This is a genomic window from Methylobacterium sp. 4-46 (assembly GCF_000019365.1).
GTDB lineage: Bacteria > Pseudomonadota > Alphaproteobacteria > Rhizobiales > Beijerinckiaceae > Methylobacterium.
Genome location: NC_010511.1, coordinates 3,634,273 through 3,651,847 on the forward strand (window position 1 = coordinate 3,634,273; position 17,575 = coordinate 3,651,847).

Consider the following 17,575-nt stretch of genomic DNA (forward strand, 5'->3'; position numbering starts at 1 on the left):
GAAGCCCCATGCCCGACGCCTACATCTACGACCATGTCCGCACGCCGCGCGGCCGCGGCAAGCCCGACGGCGCGCTCCACGAGGTGACGGCGCTGCGCCTCGCCGAGACGGCGTTGCGCGCCCTCAAGGACCGCAACGGCCTCGACAGGGCCGCGGTGGACGACGTGGTGCTCGGCTGCGTCGACCCGGTCGGCGAGGCGGGCGGCGACATCGCCCGCGCGGCCGCCCTCGTCGCCGATTACGGCGAGCAGGTGCCGGGCGTGCAGATCAACCGCTTCTGCGCCTCGGGCCTCGACGCGGTGAACTTCGCCGCCGCCCAGGTGATGAGCGGCCAGCACGACCTCGCGGTCGGCGGCGGGGTCGAGTCGATGAGCCGCATCGGCCTCGGCGCCTCGGGCGGCGCCTGGCCGGTCGATCCCTCGATCGCCGTCAAGTCCTACTTCATGCCCCAGGGCGTCTCGGCCGACCTGATCGCCACCAAGTACGGCTTCTCCCGCGACGCCTGCGACGCCTACGCGGTGGAATCGCAGCGGCGCGCCGCCCGCTCCTGGGAGGAGGGCCGCTTCGCCAAGGCCGTGGTGCCGGTCAGGGACGTCAACGGCCTGACCATCCTCGACCGCGACGAGCACATGCGGCCGGGCACCGACATGCAGACGCTCGGGGCGCTCAAGCCCTCCTTCGCCCAGATGGCGCAGATGGGCGGCTTCGAGGCGGTGGCGGTCGCGGCCCATCCCGACGTCGAGGCCCTGAACCACGTCCACCACCCGGGCAATTCCTCCGGCATCGTCGACGGCGCCGCCGCGGTGCTGGTCGGCTCGAAGGAGGCCGGCGCGGCCGCGGGCCTCACCCCCCGGGCCCGGATCCGGGCCTTCGCCAATATCGGGTCGGACCCGGCGCTGATGCTCACCGGCCCGATCGACGTGACCCGCAAGGTGCTGGCGCGCGCCCGGATGAGCCTCGACGACATCGACCTCGTCGAGATCAACGAGGCCTTCGCCTCGGTGGTGCTGCGCTTCCAGCAGGCCTTCGACCTCGACCCGGACAAGGTCAACGTCAACGGCGGCGCCATCGCGATGGGCCACCCGCTCGGGGCGACCGGCGCCATGATCCTCGGCACCGTGCTGGACGAACTGGAGCGGACCGGCAAGGCGACCGCCCTGGTGACGCTCTGCATCGGCGCCGGCATGGGCACCGCCACGATCATCGAGCGGGTCTGAGCGTCATTCGCCGCAGCGATGGCCGGTTCGGCGGCGAACGCGATGGGAGACCGGGAGACCGAGCCGACTCGCGCCGTGCCGTTCTGCCCAGCGCCGGGTGCCGGACACGGCATCGTGTCCCAAGGGGGTGCTTGACGCTGGCGCCGCGGCCGGGCCTTCGGTCCCCGGCCTCAAGGCGCCTCATCAGGAAACGCTCATGACCCGAACCCTCCCGCTCCTCGCCCTCGCCCTCGCCCTCGCGGCCCCGGCGGCCCGCGCCGAGGAGCGCACCGACCTCGCCCGCAGCATCGTCGAGCGGACGGTGGCGCGGAATCTCGGCCTCGCCTTCAAGCAGGCCGAGGAGCGCTCGCTCGCCTCGCTCAGCAAGGAGCAGGCCGACAAGCTCCGGCCCGAACTCGACAAGGGCTTCGAGCAGGAGCGCGCCAAGCTCGTCGACGACCTCGCCAAGGAATACGCCCAGAAGTTCGGCGACGACGAGCTGAAGCAGCTGACCAGGATCTACGACGACCCGACCTACCAGAAGTTCCAGGCCCTCAACGCCGACCCGAACTCCCTGGTCTCCAGCATCACCAAGGATGCGGTGACCCGGATGATGAACATGCTGACGCTCGCGACCCTGTCGACGCAGCAGCCGCAGCCGGGCGCCGGCCCGGCCCCGCAGAAGCCCTGACCGGGGCGCCTCCCGCGGCCCGCCGCCGCGGGAGGCCGCACCCGGGATCCCGAGAAGAGGACGCCCCGATGGACCTCACGCATTTCCGCTTCGAGACCGATCAAGACGGCATCGCGCTCGCGACCTGGGACAGCCCCGGCCGCTCCATGAACGTGATCACCCCCGAGGTGATGGCCGAACTCGACCGGATCATCGACGCGGTCGCGGGCGACGCCGCCGTCAAGGGCTGCGTCATCACCTCGGGCAAGGAGGCCTTCTCGGGCGGGGCCGACCTCACGATGCTGCAGGGGCTGGGCGCCGAATACGCCCGGCTCAGCCGGGAGCGCGGCGAGGAGGAGGCGATGCGCTTCTTCTTCGAGGAGACCCGCCGCCTCTCGCTGCTCTACCGGAAGCTCGAGACCTGCGGGAAGCCCTTCGCGGCGGCGATCCACGGCACCTGCCTGGGCGGCGCCTTCGAGCTCGCGCTCGCCTGCCATCACCGCGTCGTCTCGGACGACGACAAGACCCGGGTCGGCCTGCCGGAGATCAAGGTCGGGCTGTTCCCCGGGGCCGGCGGCACTCAGCGCGTCGCCCGCCTGATGCAGACCGGCGACGCCCTGCAGATGCTGTTCAAGGGCGACCAGATCCGGCCGCTCATGGCCCGCAACATGGGCCTCGTCCACGCGGTGGCCAAGCGCGATTCCGTCGTCGCGGAGGCCAAGGCCTGGATCCGGGGCGGCGGCGCGGCGCTCGCCCCCTGGGACCAGCCGAAGTTCAAGGCCCCCTCCGGCAAGGTCTACTCGCCGGCCGGGATGATGACCTGGCCGCCCGCCAACGCCATCTACCGCCGCGAGACCCACGACAATTACCCGGCCGCGAAGGCGATCCTGCAATCGGTCTACGAGGGCCTGCAGCTGCCGATGGACCTCGCGCTCAAGGTCGAGAGCCGCTACTTCGCCAAGATCCTGCGCTCGCCGGAAGCCGCGGCGATGATCCGCTCGCTCTTCGTCTCGATGGGCGAGCTCAACAAGGGCGCCCGGCGCCCGGCCGCGATCGGCCCGGTCAGCCTCAAGCGGGTCGGGGTCGTCGGCGCGGGCTTCATGGGCGCGGGCATCGCCTACGTGACGGCGCAGGCCGGGATCGAGGTCGTGCTGATCGACCAGAGCGCGGAGGCGGCCGAGAAGGGCAAGGCCTACTCGCACAAGCTCGTCTCCGACCAGATCATGAAGGGCCGCGCCAAGACCGCCGACCGCGACGCGCTGCTCGCCCGCATCACCGCCACCGCCGACTACGCCGCCCTGTCCGACTGCGACCTCGTGATCGAGGCGGTGTTCGAGGACCCGAAGGTCAAGGCCGAGGTCATCGCCAAGGTCGAGGCGTCGATCCGCCCCGAGACGATCTTCGCCTCCAACACCTCGACGCTGCCGATCAGCGGCCTCGCCGACGGCTCCGCCCGGCCCGACCAGTTCATCGGCATCCACTTCTTCTCGCCGGTCGAGAAGATGCTGCTGGTCGAGATCATCAAGGGGCGGCAGAGCGGCGAGCGGGCGCTCGCCGCCGCCCTCGACTACGTGCGGGCGATCCGCAAGACGCCGATCGTGGTCAACGACGCGCGCGGCTTCTTCGCCAACCGCTGCGTGGGCGCCTACATCCTCGAAGGCCACCTGATGCTCGCCGAGGGGGTGCCGGCCGCCATGATCGAGAATGCCGGGCGGCAGGCCGGCATGCCGGTCGGTCCCCTCTCCCTCAATGACGAGGTCGGCGTCGATCTCGGCCTCAAGATCCTGAAGGCCACCAAGGCCCAGGCCGGCGAGGGCGCCGTGAACCCGCTCCAGGAGCGCCTGCTCGTCGCCCTCGTCGAGGGCGAGGGACGGCTCGGGCGCAAGAACCGCAAGGGCTTCTACGATTACCCGGAGAACGGGCCGAAGCGGCTCTGGCCGGGCCTCGCGGCGCTCGCCGGGACGCGCCAGGATCCCGACGCGGTCGACTTCCAGGAACTGAAGCACCGGCTCCTCGTCGCCCAGGCGGTCGAGGCGGCCCGGGTCTACGGCGAGGGCGTGGTGACGGATCCCCGCGAGGCGGATGTCGGCTCGATCCTCGGCTTCGGCTTCGCGCCCTTCACGGGCGGGGTGCTCTCCTACATCGACGGCATGGGCGCCCGCCGCTTCGTGGAGCTGTGCCGCCGCCTCGAGGCCAAGCACGGCGCCCGCTTCGCGCCCCCGGCGAACCTGCTCGCCATGGCGGAGACGGGCGAGCGCTTCTACGGCCGCGCGGAGGCCCGGGCGGCCTGATCCGGCGGGTCGCGGTCGCCCGCGGCGGCGCCATCGGGCTGCGACGACGCGCCGCCGGACTGCCCCTCCGGCGCCGCCGGAGGGGCGGCGACGGGCGGATCGGCCGGGGCGGCGGGGCGACCGCTCAGGGGAGCAGCGCCGTCACCTCGATCTCGACCTTCATCTCCGGCCGCAGCAGGCCCGCCACCACGACCAGCGTCGCGGCGGGCCGCACCGCGCCCATCACCCGTCCGCACACCGCCAGCACCGCCTCGGCCTCGGCCCGGTCGGTGACGTAGTAGGTCGCCCGCACCACCCGTTCCAGGGAGGCGCCGGCCTGCTCCAGCACCGCCGCGATCGTGCGCCAGCAGGCCTCGGCCTGCGCGGCGGCGTCCTCCGGCATGGTCATGGCGGCGTAGTCGTAGCCCGTCGTCCCCGACACGAACACGAAGCCGCCCTCGACCACGGCGCGGGAATAGCCGTAGGCCTTCTCGAAGGGCGAGCCGCCGTCGATCCGGCCCCGCATCCTGTCCTCCCGATTCGGTCCACCCAGTCCAGGCAGGATCGCACGGAGCAATCCTGCTGAGCCACTTGCTTGCGCATCGGCGGCGACCTCCTCGGACATGCGCCCGCGCGCGGCGGAGCCGACCGCCGCGAGGGGGCAGCGCTGCCCCACGCGCGCGGCGCCCGCTTAATCCCGATGACGGCGCGCAACGAACTCGCTGCTTCAGTAATCCCGGGCCACGATCAAGATTTGATGCGCGCTCACGCAGCAACCCTTCGCACCCGTCTCGCGGGCGACGTTGACAAAGCCGGGAAGGCGTGAGCACATTGTTATTGGTATACAGTCGACCTTAGAAGCAACCATCCCAGTTCCGCGTCGCCGTCGGCCCGACGGCGCGCGGTGGGGCAAGGTTCCGCCGCACCGGGATCGACGGCCAACACAACGAAGAACTGAGGAACGACCCATGCGCCGCCCCCCCGACCTGCCGCCCGACTGAGTCCGGCGCGGGCCCCGCCCCGCCTCCACTCGCCGCGCCATCGCTCGCCGAGACGCGGTTCGCCGAGCCGTGATTCACCGAGACTTGGCTCACCGAGACCTGGCTCACCGAGATCTGGCTCAGCGCGACACGCGCCCCGGCCGCCGGCCGGGGCCGCGCGGGCCGTCGCGCGGCCCGATTCGGGCCCGCGCCCGACACCTCACACGCCAATGACCGTCGCGCGCCGCCCGGAACCGGGGCGCCCGACACAGGAGGGAGGACTCCGCCCCATGACGTCCGTTGCCGCCACCCGGGCCCAGGCCCCCGCGATCGCGGGCCGCTGGCTCCAGCTGACCCTCGGGGTGATCTGCATGGTCGCCGCCGCCAACATCCAGTACGCCTGGACCCTGTTCGTCCCCGAGATCCAGAAGACCTTCGGCTGGGACCGCGCCGCCATCCAGGTCGCCTTCACCCTCTTCGTGGTCACCCAGACCTGGCTCACCCCGGTCGAGGGCCACTTCATCGACCGCTACGGGCCCAGCCGCGTCGTCATGGCCGGCGGCCTCTTCACCGGCCTGGCCTGGATCATCAACTCCTACGCCACGTCCCTCAGCGGCTACTACCTCGGCGCCGTGGTCGGCGGCATCGGCGTCGGCTGCGTCTACGCCACCTGCATCGCCAACGCCCTCAAGTGGTTCCCCGACCGGCGCGGCCTGGCCGTCGGCCTCACCGCGGGCGGCTACGGCGCCGGCTCGGCCCTCACCATCCTGCCCATCGCCAGCATGATCGCCGAGGGCGGCTTCCAGCAGGCCTTCTTCGTCTTCGGCCTGATCCAGGGCGCCCTGATCATCCTGGCCTCGGTCGGCCTGCGCGCCCCGGGCCGGAGCGAGGTCACCTACTCGGCGAGCGTGCTGCAGAGCCGGCGCGACTACACCCTGCCGGAGGCCCTGCGCACCCCGGTGTTCTGGGTGATGCTGCTGATGTTCACCTGCACGGTGACCGGCGGGCTGATGGCGGTGGCCCAGCTCGGGGTGATCGCGCAGGATCTCGGCGTCAAGAACTTCCAGGTCAACCTGTACTTCGTGACCATGGCGGCGCTGCCCTTCGCGCTGATGCTGGACCGGATCATGAACGGGATCTCGCGGCCGTTCTTCGGCTGGATCTCGGACCGGATCGGGCGCGAGAAGACGATGTTCATCGCGTTCTCGCTGGAGGGGCTCGGCATCGTGGCGCTGGGGTATTTCGGCTCGAACCCGTGGGCGTTCGTGATCCTGAGCGGGATCGTGTTCCTGGCCTGGGGGGAGGTCTACAGCCTGTTCAGCGCGACGGCGGCGGACACGTTCGGGTCGAAGCACATCGGGAAGATCTACGGGGTGCTGTACTGCGCCAAGGGTCTGGCCGCGCTGCTGGTGCCGGTGGGCAACCTGCTGATGCAGGCGACCGGGACCTGGGCGACGGTGCTGTACACAGTGGCGATCCTGGACCTGATCGCCGCGACGCTGGCGCTCGCGGTGCTGCGCCCGATGCTCAGGCGCCACCACGCCGCCAACGGGGTCGTGCTGCCCGAGGCCGCCCATTGAGGCCCGCGCCGCCCCGGACGTCCGGGGCGGCCTCCGAGGGGTCTATCGTGCGGGCCGCCCCGGGGCGGCCCCGTCCGTTCGGTCGGGCGCTCCCTGGCGGGAGGCTCGTCCCCGCCTCGACCACCACCGCCACGCAAGCCGAAAGCGCAACCACGTCCGTCGTCCCGCACAGAGGAGGTTCCGATGAGCATCGCCGCCGCGCTCGCCCTGCAGAGCATCCCCTTCGCCGGGCTGGTCATGGCGACGGGGTCCGGCCACCGCGACGTCTTTCCCCTCCTGTACGCCGCGGCACTCGGCCTCACCCTCTCCGCCATCGCCCTGATCGAGGGCCAGATCCCGATGTCGTTCGGGCCGCCCGAGACGCATCGCTGACCGGTCCGCGCCGAACGGAAACCCGCCCGGACGGGGTGCGTCCGGGCGGGCCCTCAGCGGAATTGCATCGGGCAAGTCTGGTTGGTCCCTTGGTGTCGCATCATGTCTCGCCGACGCGGTCCTTCGGTTCGCCGCCGAATCGGTGACCGCGTCGGCACCGGCCGGGACCGGCCGGCGGAATGATGCTGAGCGGCGCGGGGCGCCGGGTTACTCGGCCGCGACCTTGTGCGACGGCGAGCCGTCCGTGTAGGTCTCGGTCGCGAGCCGCTTGTGAGGGGCGGCGCGGCCCGGAAGCGGCGGCAGGGCCTTGGCCTTCTCGAGGTCGATGCCGGCCCCCTCGGCCACGCGCCGGCCGTAATCCTCGTCCGCGTGCCAGAAGTGCCAGACCATCCGCAGCTGGATCGGCTCGGGGCACTGCTTCATGTCGGCCACGAGGTTGGCGATCAGGTCCTCGCGCTCCCACGCCTCGAAGGAGCGGTAGCGCGCCCCGGCCTGGGCGTAGTCGTCCTCGGTCCGGCTCGTCTGGTAGCGGCCGAGATGGCCGGTCACCGGCTGGTGGTAGTCCCTGGCGGGCTTCGGCGCCTCGCGAACGCCCTCGGCCAGCGTGCTCGGCTCGTAGTTGATGTGCTTGTTCGGCCCGGTGCCGTCGACCGCGTAGGTCATCTGGCCGTCGCGCTGGTTCGAGAACACCTTCACGTCGGGATGCGGCGCGTTGATCGGCAGCTGCAGGTAGTTCGGGCCGACGCGGTAGCGCTGCGTGTCCGAGTAGGACAGGGTCCGGCCCTGCAGCATCTTGTCGTCCGAGAAGTCGATGCCGTCGACCAGCACGCCCGTCCCGAAGGCCGCCTGCTCGACCTCGGCGAAGAAGTTGTCCGGCACCCGGTCGAGCACCATCCGCCCGCACGTGAGCAGCGGGAACTGGTCCTCGGGCCAGCGCTTCGTGTCGTCGAGCGGATCGAACGAGAGCTGCTCGTTGGGCCCGTCCGGCATGATCTGCACGGCGAATTCCCATTCGGGGAAGTTGCCGGCCTGGATGTTGTCGTAGAGGTCGCGGGTGGCGTGACCGACGTCCTTCGCCTGGATCGCGGAGGCCTGGGCCGAGGTCAGGTTGCGCACGCCCTGCTTGGGGATCCAGTGGAACTTGCAGAGGACCGCCTCGCCCCGGTCGTTCACCAGCTTGTAGGTGTTGACGCCGGAGCCCTCCATCTCGCGGTAATTCGCGGGGATGCCCCAGGGCGACTTCAGCCAGGTCACCATGTGGATCGACTCGGGGTGCTGCGCCACGAAGTCGAAGAAGCGCCACGCCTCCTGGCGGTTCGTCACCGGATCGGGCTTGAAGGCGTGGATCATGTCCGGGAACTTCACGGCGTCCCGGATGAAGAAGACCTTGAGATTGTTGCCGACGAGGTCCCAGTTGCCGTCCAGGGTCTTGAACTTCACCGCGAAGCCGCGCGGATCGCGCTCGGTCTCGGGGCTCTCCTTGGCGCCGGCCACGGTCGAGAAGCGCACGAAGACCGGGGTCTTCACGCCGGTCTCGTTGAGGACGCGGGCGCGGGTGTACTTGGAGGCCGGCTCGTCGCCGATCTTGCCGTAGGCCTCGAAGTAGCCGTGGGCGCCGGCGCCCCGGGCATGCACGACCCGCTCGGGGATCCGCTCGCGGTCGAAATGCGTGATCTTCTCGATGAACTGGTAGTTCTCGAGGGTCGCGGGTCCCCGCTCGCCGACCGTGCGCAGGCTCTGGTTGTCGCGGACCGGGTGACCCTGGCGGGTCGTCAGGATCGGGCGTTGATCGCTCATGGAGCCTCCTCTCGCATCGAACAGCGCGGCGCGGGGTGCCCGGGGCACCACCACCGCGCGAGGACGTCAGACATAGGGTCGCCGGGCGCTCGCCCCAACCACGCGTGGACCCAACCACCCTTGGAACCGTTCTCGCTCGCCCTTATGACCCCCGCGTGACCTGCCGGCCAATGCATCGTTGCGAAGCTTGCGATAGACACAGCCTATGAATCTCGCCGGCCTGTCCCTCCGCGACCTCGAATACGTCGTCGCGGTCGCTGAGGAACACCATTTCGGCCGCGCGGCCGAGCGCTGCGCGGTGAGCCAGCCGACCCTGAGCGTGCAGGTGCGCAAGCTCGAACAGGCGCTCGGCGTCGTGATCTTCGAGCGCACCAACCGCCGCGTGCTGCTCACCCCCACCGGCCAAGCCGTGGTGCGCCAGGCCCGGGCGGTGCTGGCGGAGGCGCGCCGCCTGCTCCTGCTCGCCCGCGAGGGAGGCGGCGCGCCCCTGTCGGGCCGTCTCGTGCTGGCGGCGATCCAGACCCTCGGCCCCTACCTGTTCCCGCTGGTGCTGCGCCCGCTGCGGCAGGACTTCCCGCTCCTCGCCCTGGCGCTGAGCGAGGGGCGCACGGCCGGGATCCTGGAGGGCCTGCGCGAGGGGCGGCTCGACGCGGCCCTGATCTCCCTGCCGATTGCCGAGGCCGGGCTCACCGTGGCGCCGCTGTTCCGCGAGCCGTTCCTGCTCGCCTGCCCGGCCGACCACGCCTTCGCGGCAGGGGATCCGCCGAAGGCCGCCGACCTCGCCGGGCCGGACCTGCTCCTCCTCGACGAGGGCAATTGCCTGCGCGACCAGACCGTGGCGGCCTGCGGGGCCGGGCCCTCCGCCGGGCGCCACGCCACCAGCCTGGAGACCCTGCGCTCGATGGTGGCGGCCGGGGGCGGCTACACGCTGCTTCCCGCCCTCGCCGCGCCCAGCGGACCGGATCCGAGCGGCCTCACGGTCTGCCGCCGCTTCGGCGAGGAGGGTCCCTCGCGGGTGATCGCCCTCGCCTGGCGGGCGAGCGACCCGCGCGGCGAGGGTCTCGCGCGCCTCGCCGGGTTCTTCCGGGCCCATGCGCCCGCCGCAACCCTTCCTTGCGATCGGCCGGAGCGGCTCGCCCCGGCATGACAGGGCCACGATTCGCGGCTAGCGAGGCCCGTCACACGCCCTAACGCATTCGCCCGCGCGGCGCGCGGCCGCGCAACCGAAGCCTTCGATGAAGCCCGCCGATCTCGACCTCCGCCGCTCCACCGCCGTCGCGGCTCCGCAATGGGTCGGACTCGTCGCCGCCTCGGCGGCCCTCTCGGCGCTGCTGTCGGCGGCGGGCTTCCCGGCGGCCCTGCTCCTCGGGCCGATGCTCGCCGCGATCGGCTTCGGCGTCTCGGGCGCCGCCATCCGGGTGCCGAAGGCCGCCTTCCTGGCCGCGCAGGCGCTGATCGGCTGCCTCGTGGCCCACGCGGTCAACGCCTCGATCGTGCAGACCCTGATGGCGGACGGGCTCCTGATGCTCGCCGTCGTCGGCGTCACCGTGCTGGCGAGCGCGGCGGTGGGCTGGGTCCTCACCCGGATTCGGCTCCTGCCCGGCACCACGGCCGCCTGGGGCTCCTCGCCGGGCGCCGCCGCCGCCATGGTGGCGATGGCCGAGGAGTACGGGGCCGATCCGCGCCTCGTCGCCTTCATGCAGTACGTGCGCGTCGCCTGCGTGGCCCTCTCGGCCTCGATCGTGGCGCGGTTCCTCGTCGGCCACGCCGCGCCCGCCGCCCTGCCGGAACCGGTCGGGGCGCCGGAGCCCCTCGCCGTCCTGGTGACGCTCGCCGTGGCGGCGCTCGGCTCCTGGCTGGGGCGGCGCCTCAACATCCCCTCCGGCGCGATGATCGGCCCCCTGGTGATCGGGGCGACGCTCCACGCCGGCGGGCTCGCCAGCATGAGCCTGCCCGACTGGCTGCTCGCCCTCGCCTACGCGGCGGTGGGCTGGACGGTGGGCCTGCGCTTCACCCGCGCCACCGTGCGGGCGACGGTCTCGGCGCTGCCGGGCGTGCTCGCGGCGACGCTCGGGCTGATCGCGCTCTGCGGGCTCTGGGCCTTCGGCCTGACCTTCCTGCTCCCGATCGACCTGCTGACCGCCTTCCTGGCCACCAGCCCGGGCGGGCTCGATTCCGTCGCCATCATCGCGGTCGGCTCGAAGGCGGACGTCTCCTTCGTCCTCGCCGTGCAGACGCTGCGACTCCTCGTCGTGATCATCACGGGGCCGCTCGTGGCCAAGTGGATCTCGGCCAAGTGGAGCTCGCGCGCCGTCGCCTGATCCGCCACGGCCGCGCTCGCATCGCGGGCCGAAACCCGCTATGGGGCCGCCTCTGCGGAAGGCGCCAGCCCTCCCGCCATCCGGACCGCGCCCCGTGCACGACTACATCAGGAAGATCCTCACCGCCCGCGTCTACGACGTGGCGATCAAGAGCCCGCTCGATCCGATGCAGCGCCTCGCCGGGCGCCTCGGGGCGCCGGTCCTGCTCAAGCGCGAGGACCTGCAGCCGGTCTTCTCCTTCAAGCTGCGGGGCGCCTACAACAAGATGGCGGGCCTGCCGCGCGAGGTCCTCGACCGCGGGGTGATCTGCGCCTCGGCCGGCAACCACGCGCAGGGGGTGGCGCTCGCCGCCGCCAAGCTCGGCGTCGCGGCCACGATCGTGATGCCGCGCACGACCCCGGCCATCAAGGTCGAGGCGGTGCGGGCGCGCGGCGGCCACGCCGTGCTGCACGGCGACGCCTTCGACGAGGCCTACGCGCATGCCAAGACGCTGGAGGCGGACCGGGGCCTGACCTTCATCCACCCCTACGACGATCCCGAGGTGATCGCCGGCCAGGGCACGATCGGCCTGGAGATCCTGCAGCAGCATTCGGGGCCGATCGCGGCGATCTTCGTGCCGGTCGGCGGCGGCGGGCTCGCGGCCGGGATCGCCACGGTGGTCAAGTTCCTGCGCCCCGAGACCAAGGTCATCGGCGTCGAGCCGGAGGACGCGGCCAGCATGGCCGCCGCCCTCGCGGCGGGGGAGCGGGTGGTGCTCAACGCGGTCGGCCTGTTCGCGGACGGCGTCGCGGTGCGCCAGGCGGGGGCCGAGACCTTCCGGCTCTGCCGCGAGCATCTCGACGGGGTCGTGACCGTCGACACCGACGCGATCTGCGCGGCGGTCAAGGACGTGTTCGACGACACCCGCGCCATCTGCGAGCCCTCGGGGGCGCTCGCGGTGGCGGGCCTCAAGGCCTGGGCGGCGGAGCACGGGACCGGCGGCGGCGCGCTCGTCGCCGTCAACAGCGGCGCGAACCTGAACTTCGACCGCCTGCGCCACATCGCCGAGCGGGCCGAACTCGGCGAGCGCCGGGAGGTGCTGCTCGCCGTCACCATCCCGGAGCGGCGCGGCAGCTACCGGGCCTTCATCCAGGCGCTCGGCGCGCGGGCGATCACCGAGTTCAACTACCGCTACGCGGAGGGGGCGGACGCGCACATCTTCGTCGGCGTGCAGCTGCAGGGCCAGCCGGGCGAGAAGCGGGCGCTGATCGAGGGCCTCACGGCGCTCGGCTACCCGATCCTCGATCTCAGCGACAACGAGATGGCCAAGGTGCACGTCCGCTACATGGTGGGCGGCCGGGTGCCGGGCCTCGCCGACGAGCGCCTGTTCCGCTTCGAGTTCCCGGAGCGGCCGGGCGCCCTGCTCAGGTTCCTCGACAGCCTCGGCCACGCCTGGAACATCTCCCTGTTCCACTACCGCAACCACGGCGCCGATTACGGGCGGGTGCTGGCCGGGATCCAGGTGCCGGAGGCGGACAGGCCGCGCTTCCTCGAGGCGCTCGACGAGCTCGGCTACCCGTTCCACGACGAGAGCGACAACCCGGCCTACCGGCTCTTCCTCGACGGCAATGCCGCCGCCGAGGCGCCGGGGCCGGCCTGAGCGCCCGGAGCGCGAAGCCGCCGCGGCGGCGTTCGCCGCGTTGGCGTTCGCCGCGGCGGCGTTGCGGGTTGACGCGGCGCCCGGCCCGGTTCACCTCTCCGGCCCGATGCCGCCGCTCCTCGCCATTCCCTTCCCGGCGATCAACCCGGTCGCCATCGCGATCGGGCCGATCGCGATCAAGTGGTACGCGCTCGCCTACATCGCGGGCCTGCTCGGCGGCTGGTTCTACGCCAAGAGGCTGGTCGCGGCCGCCGCGCTCTGGGGGCCGGTGCGCCGCCCCAGCGGCGCCGACATCGACGACCTGATCGTCTGGGTGGCGCTCGGCGTCGTGCTCGGCGGGCGGATCGGCTACGTGCTGTTCTACAATCTCGGCGCCTATCTGGCCCACCCGTCCGAGATCCTGGCGATCTGGCGCGGCGGGATGTCGTTCCACGGCGGCTTCCTGGGCGCGGTCCTCGCCATCGTCCTCTTCGCCCGGGCGCGGGCGCTGAGCGCCTACGCGATCCTCGACCTCGCCGCCGTGGTGGTGCCGATCGGCCTGTTCTTCGGCCGCATCGCCAATTTCGTGAACGGCGAGCTCTGGGGCCGGCCCGCGCCCGACTTCCCCTACGCGGTGGTGTTCCCGAGCGGCGGGCCGCTGCCGCGCCACCCGAGCCAGCTCTACGAGGCCGGGGCCGAGGGCCTCCTGCTCTTCGCGCTGATGGCGCTGGCGGTGCGGCGCGTCGGCTTCCGCCGCCCGGGCCTGCTCGGCGGCCTCTTCGTCATCGGCTACGCGCTCGCCCGGACGGCCTGCGAGTTCTTCCGCGAGCCCGACCCGCAGCTCGGCTTCCTGTTCGGGACCGAGGTCTCGGCCCTCGGGGGTGGCATCACCATGGGGATGCTGCTCTGCATCCCGATGCTGATCATCGGGATCGTCGTGGTGGTGCGGGCCCTGCGGGGCGCGACGGCCCCGCGCGCGCACCTCGCCGACGAGCCCGCCGAGGCGCGGTCCGCGTGAGCGGGACCCCGCTCCTCGCGGAATTGCGGGCGCTGATCGCCCAGAACGGCCCGATCCCGGTCGAGCGCTACATGGCGCTCTGCCTCGGCCACCCGCTCCACGGCTACTACACGACCCGGGACCCGCTCGGCGCGGCCGGCGACTTCACCACCGCCCCGGAGATCAGCCAGATCTTCGGCGAGCTCCTCGGCCTGTGGGCGGCGGAGGTCTGGCACGGGATGGGCCGGCCCTCGCCCTGCCGCGTGGTGGAACTCGGCCCCGGACGCGGCACGCTGATCGCCGACGCGCTGCGGGCGATCCGCGCGGCGCTGCCGCCCTTCGCCGAGGCCCTCGATCTCCACCTCGTCGAGACGAGCCCGGTCCTGCGGGCCGCGCAGGCGGCGCGCCTCGCCGCGATCGGCCGGGAGGCCGCGTGGCACGCGCGGATCGAGGACGTGCCGGAGGGCCCCGCAATCGTCCTCGCCAACGAGTTCTTCGACGCGCTGCCGGTGCGCCAGTTCGCGCGCGGCGCCGGCGCGTGGCACGAGCGCCGGATCGGCCTCGACCCGGAGGGCGGGGGCCTCGTCGTGGGGCTCGACCCCGACCCGACGCCGGAGATCGCCGCCGCCGCGCCCGAGGGCGCGGTGCTGACCCTCCCCTCCGCGGCGCTCGCCGCCATGCGGGCGATCGCGGGCCGGCTCGCCCGCCAGGGGGGCGCGCTGCTCGCCATCGATTACGGCGAGGCGACGCTCGGCCTCACCGACACCCTGCAGGCGGTCTCCCGCCACCGCGCGGTCGGGATCCTCGACGCGCCCGGCGAGACCGACCTGACCGTGCCGGTCGATTTCGGCGCCCTCGCCCGCGCCGCCCGGGAGGCGGGCGCCGCGCTGCACGGCCCGGTGCCCCAGCGCGACTTCCTCCTCGCCCTCGGCCTCGCCCAGCGGGCCGAGCGCCTCGCCGCCCGCGCGACGCCCGATCAGGCGCGGGCCGTCGCCGAGGCCGCGGCGCGGCTGACCGATCCCGCGCCGACCGGGATGGGTCGGCTCTTCAAGGTTTTGGGCGTCTCTGATGCGGGGATGGCGGGCCTGCCCGCCCTGCCCCGCTCGACCCTGTCCCGTTGAGCAGGAGCGCGTGCTGCTCTCCTGCTTCGATCCTCGTTTCCGCATCATCCCTGCCACCGCACCGGTGCGCGTCGCGGCGGATGGTGCCCAGGCCCGAGAGGCGTCGCCATGCTCCTGGAAGCTCCCGCGCTGAGCGCGCTCCCCGGTCTCCGCCACGGCTTCTTCACGCGCGAGGGCGGGGTCTCGGGCGGGCTCTACGCCAGCCTGAACGGCGGGCTCGGCTCGGGCGACGACCCGGGCGCGGTCGCCGAGAACCGGCGCCGGATGACCGAGCGCCTCGGCGTCGCGCCGGACGCCCTGGTCAGCCTCTACCAGATCCACTCGGCCGAATGCGTCACCGTGGAGGCCCCCTTCCCCGACCGCCCGCGGGCGGACGGCATGGCGACCCGGGTCCCGGGCCTCGCGCTGGGCATCCTCACGGCGGATTGCGGGCCGATCCTGTTCGCCGATCCCGAGAACCGCGTCGTCGGCGCCGCCCATGCGGGCTGGAAGGGCGCCTTCACGGGGATCATCGAGGCGACGCTCGCCGCCATGGAGCGCCTCGGCGCCGAGCGCGGCCGCATCGTCGCGGTGCTCGGCCCCACGATCGGCCGCGAGAATTACGAGGTCGGCCCGGAATTCCACGCCCGCTTCGCGCAGGCCGGGCCCGCCCACGCGGATTTCTTCGCCCCGAGCCCGGGCCGCGCCGGCCACCACCTCTTCGACCTGCCCGCCTACATCGCCGCGCGCCTGCGCGCCGCCGGGATCGGCACCGTGGCCGATCTCGGCCTCTGCACCTACGCGGATCCGGACCGGTTCTTCAGCTACCGGCGCACCACGCACCGGGCCGAGCCCGATTACGGCCGCCTCGTCTCGGCCATTGCGCTGGTGCCATAGCGGGCATTCCGCCGGCGGGAAGCATTCGGGTCTAGGCGCAGCGAAAAATTTTTGTGGGCGCGTGAACCTTGGCCATACGGGCGCGTTGTCGGGGTAAGGAGCCAAGGGAGTCCGGGCGGCGAAACGCCGACAAGGCCGCGGTGAACCTCACCAGCGTTGTCGCCAGGACACAGCTTTCACAAGGCTGCCGGGATATGTCGAGGCACTGCTTCGGGAGAACGTTCGGCTGCGGCCGCAACGGCGCCGGGGCATCGTAGAGAGGACCAGAACCATGAAGTCGCTTCTCAAGAGCGCCACCGCCCTCGCGGGTGTTGTTATTGCCGGCTCGGCCATGGCGGCTGACCTGCCGCGTCGCGCGGCGCCGCCGCCGGTCTTCACGCCGGTGCCGGTCTTCACCTGGACGGGCTTCTACGCCGGTTTCAACGCTGGCTACGGGTTCGGCACCAGCGACAACAACAACTCGACCCTGATCGGCGTGAACGCCGCGACCGGCCTCGTGCCCCCCGGCACGACCGCGGTCCTCGGCTTCCGCAACCGCGACAACAACGACGGCTTCGTCGGCGGCGGTCAGGTCGGCTACAACTACCAGTTCACGCCGGGCGCCGGCGTCGTGATCGGCATCGAGGCGGACGCCCAGTACGCCGATTTCGGCCGTGAGCGGAACCGCTTCAGCCTCGTCACCAACAACCCGGCGGTGACCGGGCTGGCCGCCCAGCAGGTCTTCAACCCGAACGGCCTGTCGGGTCTGGACTACTTCGGCACGGTGCGCGGCCGGCTCGGCTACGCCTTCGACCGCACCCTCGTCTACGCCACCGGCGGCTTCGCCTACGGCGGCGGCGGCGGCACCAGCTTCGGCCTGCCCAACCGCGACGACTTCCAGACCGGCTGGACGGTCGGCGGCGGCGTCGAGTACGCCCTGCCCACCGACTCGTTCCTGAACTTCTTCAAGTCGAACGCGGTGACCCTGAAGGTCGAAGGTCTCTACGTGAACCTCGACCGCGGCAACGGCCTCAACGGCGCCTTCGCGGTCAACAACGCCGGCACCCTGATCACCGTGACCAGCCCCGGCGTGGTGCTGGTCCCGGGCAGCGGCCTGGTGCGTCGCGACACCGAGTTCGCGGTGGTGCGCGCCGGCCTGAACTACAAGTTCGGCACCTACTGAGCCTCGGCTCGGTCACCGGCCGGACTTGCCCCGGCCGGACTTGCCCCAGCCGAACCTGCCCCGGCCGAACCTGCCCCGTTCGAACCCGAAGCCCGGCCCACAGGCCGGGCTTCTTCCTTGTCGGTCGCCCCGGGCCGGGCGCGCGGTCAGTGCAGCGAGGCAGGATCGCCGGCAAAGCCGTTCGGCACGCCGCGGACGTCCGCCTCGCCCGGCGCCGACACGCCCGGCCCCTCCTGACCCGAACTCGCCTCCGCGAGGATCCGCCGCGCCCGGGCGATCCGCGCCTGCGACTCCGCGAGGCGGGCCTCCAGCCGGCGCACCCGCTCGCGCTCCGCGGCGAGCAGCGCCTCCGCAGCCCCGCAGCGCGCCCGCGCCTCCGCCGCCTCGCGCCGGGCCGCCGCCTCCCGGTCGGCCGCCTCGCGCAGAACCCTCTCCACCCGCTCCACCAGGGGCCGCACCTGCCCGGCGATGCGCCGCGCCCGCGCCTCGGCCGCCTCCGCGCGCGCCGTCGCGTGGCGCACCGTCTCGGTCGCCCGCCGCAGCAGGGTCAGGATCGTCTCGGGATCGGGCAAGGACGGCATGGCGGCACTCGGGACCGGCGGGGGATCGCCCTAC

At 72.6% G+C, this 17,575-nt stretch carries 15 protein-coding genes; 12 read left to right on the forward strand and 3 right to left on the reverse strand.

The window, feature by feature from the left end; translation table 11 throughout:
* Positions 1 to 8: 8 nt before the first annotated feature.
* The 3 genes from M446_RS15710 to M446_RS15720 all read left to right on the forward strand — a co-directional run bounded on the left by M446_RS15710 (position 9) and on the right by M446_RS15720 (position 4,157).
* Positions 9 to 1,217, forward strand: a complete 1,209-nt coding sequence (locus tag M446_RS15710) for an acetyl-CoA C-acetyltransferase (protein WP_012333084.1) — start codon at positions 9 to 11, stop codon at positions 1,215 to 1,217.
* 196 nt (positions 1,218 to 1,413) lie between these two features.
* Positions 1,414 to 1,887 carry a hypothetical protein gene (locus M446_RS15715; RefSeq protein WP_012333085.1) on the forward strand — a complete coding sequence of 158 codons (474 nt, stop codon included), beginning with the start codon at positions 1,414 to 1,416 and terminating at the stop codon, positions 1,885 to 1,887.
* A 68-nt stretch (positions 1,888 to 1,955) separates the two neighbouring features.
* Complete coding sequence (locus tag M446_RS15720; RefSeq protein WP_012333086.1) at positions 1,956 to 4,157, forward strand: 3-hydroxyacyl-CoA dehydrogenase NAD-binding domain-containing protein; 2,202 nt, start codon at positions 1,956 to 1,958, stop codon at positions 4,155 to 4,157.
* Positions 4,158 to 4,281: 124 nt separating this feature from the next.
* On the opposite strand, the gene M446_RS15725 is transcribed toward M446_RS15720, so the two are convergent.
* On the reverse strand, positions 4,282 to 4,662 hold the full coding sequence (locus tag M446_RS15725; protein WP_012333087.1) for a RidA family protein: 381 nt from the start codon (positions 4,660 to 4,662) through the stop codon (positions 4,282 to 4,284).
* Between the two features lie 744 nt (positions 4,663 to 5,406).
* Between M446_RS15725 and oxlT the strand changes: the two genes are divergently transcribed.
* Both oxlT and M446_RS15735 read left to right on the forward strand, forming a co-directional pair.
* Positions 5,407 to 6,696, forward strand: coding sequence for an oxalate/formate MFS antiporter (gene oxlT / locus M446_RS15730; RefSeq protein WP_012333088.1), 1,290 nt, complete (start codon positions 5,407 to 5,409; stop codon positions 6,694 to 6,696).
* A 183-nt stretch (positions 6,697 to 6,879) separates the two neighbouring features.
* Entirely contained in the window at positions 6,880 to 7,068 is a 189-nt protein-coding gene (locus M446_RS15735) for a hypothetical protein (RefSeq protein ID WP_012333089.1), read from the forward strand.
* Between the two features lie 207 nt (positions 7,069 to 7,275).
* Here M446_RS15735 and M446_RS15740 read toward each other — a convergent pair whose 3' ends face one another.
* The gene (locus M446_RS15740) at positions 7,276 to 8,865 is read right to left on the reverse strand and encodes a catalase (protein WP_012333090.1); all 1,590 of its coding nucleotides are present in this window, start codon (positions 8,863 to 8,865) and stop codon (positions 7,276 to 7,278) included.
* Between the two features lie 205 nt (positions 8,866 to 9,070).
* Here M446_RS15740 and M446_RS15745 point away from each other — a divergent pair, with 205 nt between their 5' ends.
* The 7 genes from M446_RS15745 to M446_RS15775 all read left to right on the forward strand — a co-directional run bounded on the left by M446_RS15745 (position 9,071) and on the right by M446_RS15775 (position 16,960).
* Positions 9,071 to 10,012, forward strand: a complete 942-nt coding sequence (locus tag M446_RS15745; protein WP_012333091.1) for a LysR substrate-binding domain-containing protein — start codon at positions 9,071 to 9,073, stop codon at positions 10,010 to 10,012.
* An 88-nt stretch (positions 10,013 to 10,100) separates the two neighbouring features.
* Complete coding sequence (locus tag M446_RS15750) at positions 10,101 to 11,186, forward strand: AbrB family transcriptional regulator (protein WP_012333092.1); 1,086 nt, start codon at positions 10,101 to 10,103, stop codon at positions 11,184 to 11,186.
* Positions 11,187 to 11,280: 94 nt separating this feature from the next.
* Positions 11,281 to 12,825, forward strand: a complete 1,545-nt coding sequence (gene ilvA / locus M446_RS15755; protein WP_012333093.1) for a threonine ammonia-lyase, biosynthetic — start codon at positions 11,281 to 11,283, stop codon at positions 12,823 to 12,825.
* A 106-nt stretch (positions 12,826 to 12,931) separates the two neighbouring features.
* Entirely contained in the window at positions 12,932 to 13,822 is an 891-nt protein-coding gene (gene lgt / locus M446_RS15760; protein WP_012333094.1) for a prolipoprotein diacylglyceryl transferase, read from the forward strand.
* Entirely contained in the window at positions 13,819 to 14,922 is a 1,104-nt protein-coding gene (locus M446_RS15765; protein WP_012333095.1) for a class I SAM-dependent methyltransferase, read from the forward strand. The genes lgt and M446_RS15765 overlap by 4 nt, the downstream gene beginning before the upstream one ends.
* Positions 14,923 to 15,030: 108 nt before the next feature.
* Positions 15,031 to 15,798: a peptidoglycan editing factor PgeF gene (gene pgeF / locus M446_RS15770; protein ID WP_012333096.1), complete on the forward strand. Its 768-nt coding sequence runs from the start codon at positions 15,031 to 15,033 to the stop codon at positions 15,796 to 15,798.
* 271 nt (positions 15,799 to 16,069) lie between these two features.
* On the forward strand, positions 16,070 to 16,960 hold the full coding sequence (locus M446_RS15775; protein ID WP_012333097.1) for an outer membrane protein: 891 nt from the start codon (positions 16,070 to 16,072) through the stop codon (positions 16,958 to 16,960).
* Positions 16,961 to 17,106: 146 nt separating this feature from the next.
* Here the strand turns inward: M446_RS15775 and M446_RS15780 are convergent, their stop codons facing one another.
* Positions 17,107 to 17,541, reverse strand: a complete 435-nt coding sequence (locus tag M446_RS15780) for a hypothetical protein (protein ID WP_012333098.1) — start codon at positions 17,539 to 17,541, stop codon at positions 17,107 to 17,109.
* Positions 17,542 to 17,575: the final 34 nt, after the last annotated feature.

Excerpts from the sequence above, each read along its gene's own strand:
- M446_RS15710 (WP_012333084.1), top strand. The coding sequence starts at position 9 with ATGCCCGACGCCTACATCTACGACCATGTCCGCACGCCGCGCGGCCGC.
- M446_RS15715 (WP_012333085.1), top strand. The coding sequence starts at position 1,414 with ATGACCCGAACCCTCCCGCTCCTCGCCCTCGCCCTCGCCCTCGCGGCC.
- M446_RS15720 (WP_012333086.1), top strand. The coding sequence starts at position 1,956 with ATGGACCTCACGCATTTCCGCTTCGAGACCGATCAAGACGGCATCGCG.
- M446_RS15725 (WP_012333087.1), bottom strand. The coding sequence starts at position 4,662 with ATGCGGGGCCGGATCGACGGCGGCTCGCCCTTCGAGAAGGCCTACGGC.
- oxlT (WP_012333088.1), top strand. The coding sequence starts at position 5,407 with ATGACGTCCGTTGCCGCCACCCGGGCCCAGGCCCCCGCGATCGCGGGC.
- M446_RS15735 (WP_012333089.1), top strand. The coding sequence starts at position 6,880 with ATGAGCATCGCCGCCGCGCTCGCCCTGCAGAGCATCCCCTTCGCCGGG.
- M446_RS15740 (WP_012333090.1), bottom strand. The coding sequence starts at position 8,865 with ATGAGCGATCAACGCCCGATCCTGACGACCCGCCAGGGTCACCCGGTC.
- M446_RS15745 (WP_012333091.1), top strand. The coding sequence starts at position 9,071 with ATGAATCTCGCCGGCCTGTCCCTCCGCGACCTCGAATACGTCGTCGCG.
- M446_RS15750 (WP_012333092.1), top strand. The coding sequence starts at position 10,101 with ATGAAGCCCGCCGATCTCGACCTCCGCCGCTCCACCGCCGTCGCGGCT.
- lgt (WP_012333094.1), top strand. The coding sequence starts at position 12,932 with ATGCCGCCGCTCCTCGCCATTCCCTTCCCGGCGATCAACCCGGTCGCC.
- pgeF (WP_012333096.1), top strand. The coding sequence starts at position 15,031 with ATGCTCCTGGAAGCTCCCGCGCTGAGCGCGCTCCCCGGTCTCCGCCAC.
- M446_RS15775 (WP_012333097.1), top strand. The coding sequence starts at position 16,070 with ATGAAGTCGCTTCTCAAGAGCGCCACCGCCCTCGCGGGTGTTGTTATT.
- M446_RS15780 (WP_012333098.1), bottom strand. The coding sequence starts at position 17,541 with ATGCCGTCCTTGCCCGATCCCGAGACGATCCTGACCCTGCTGCGGCGG.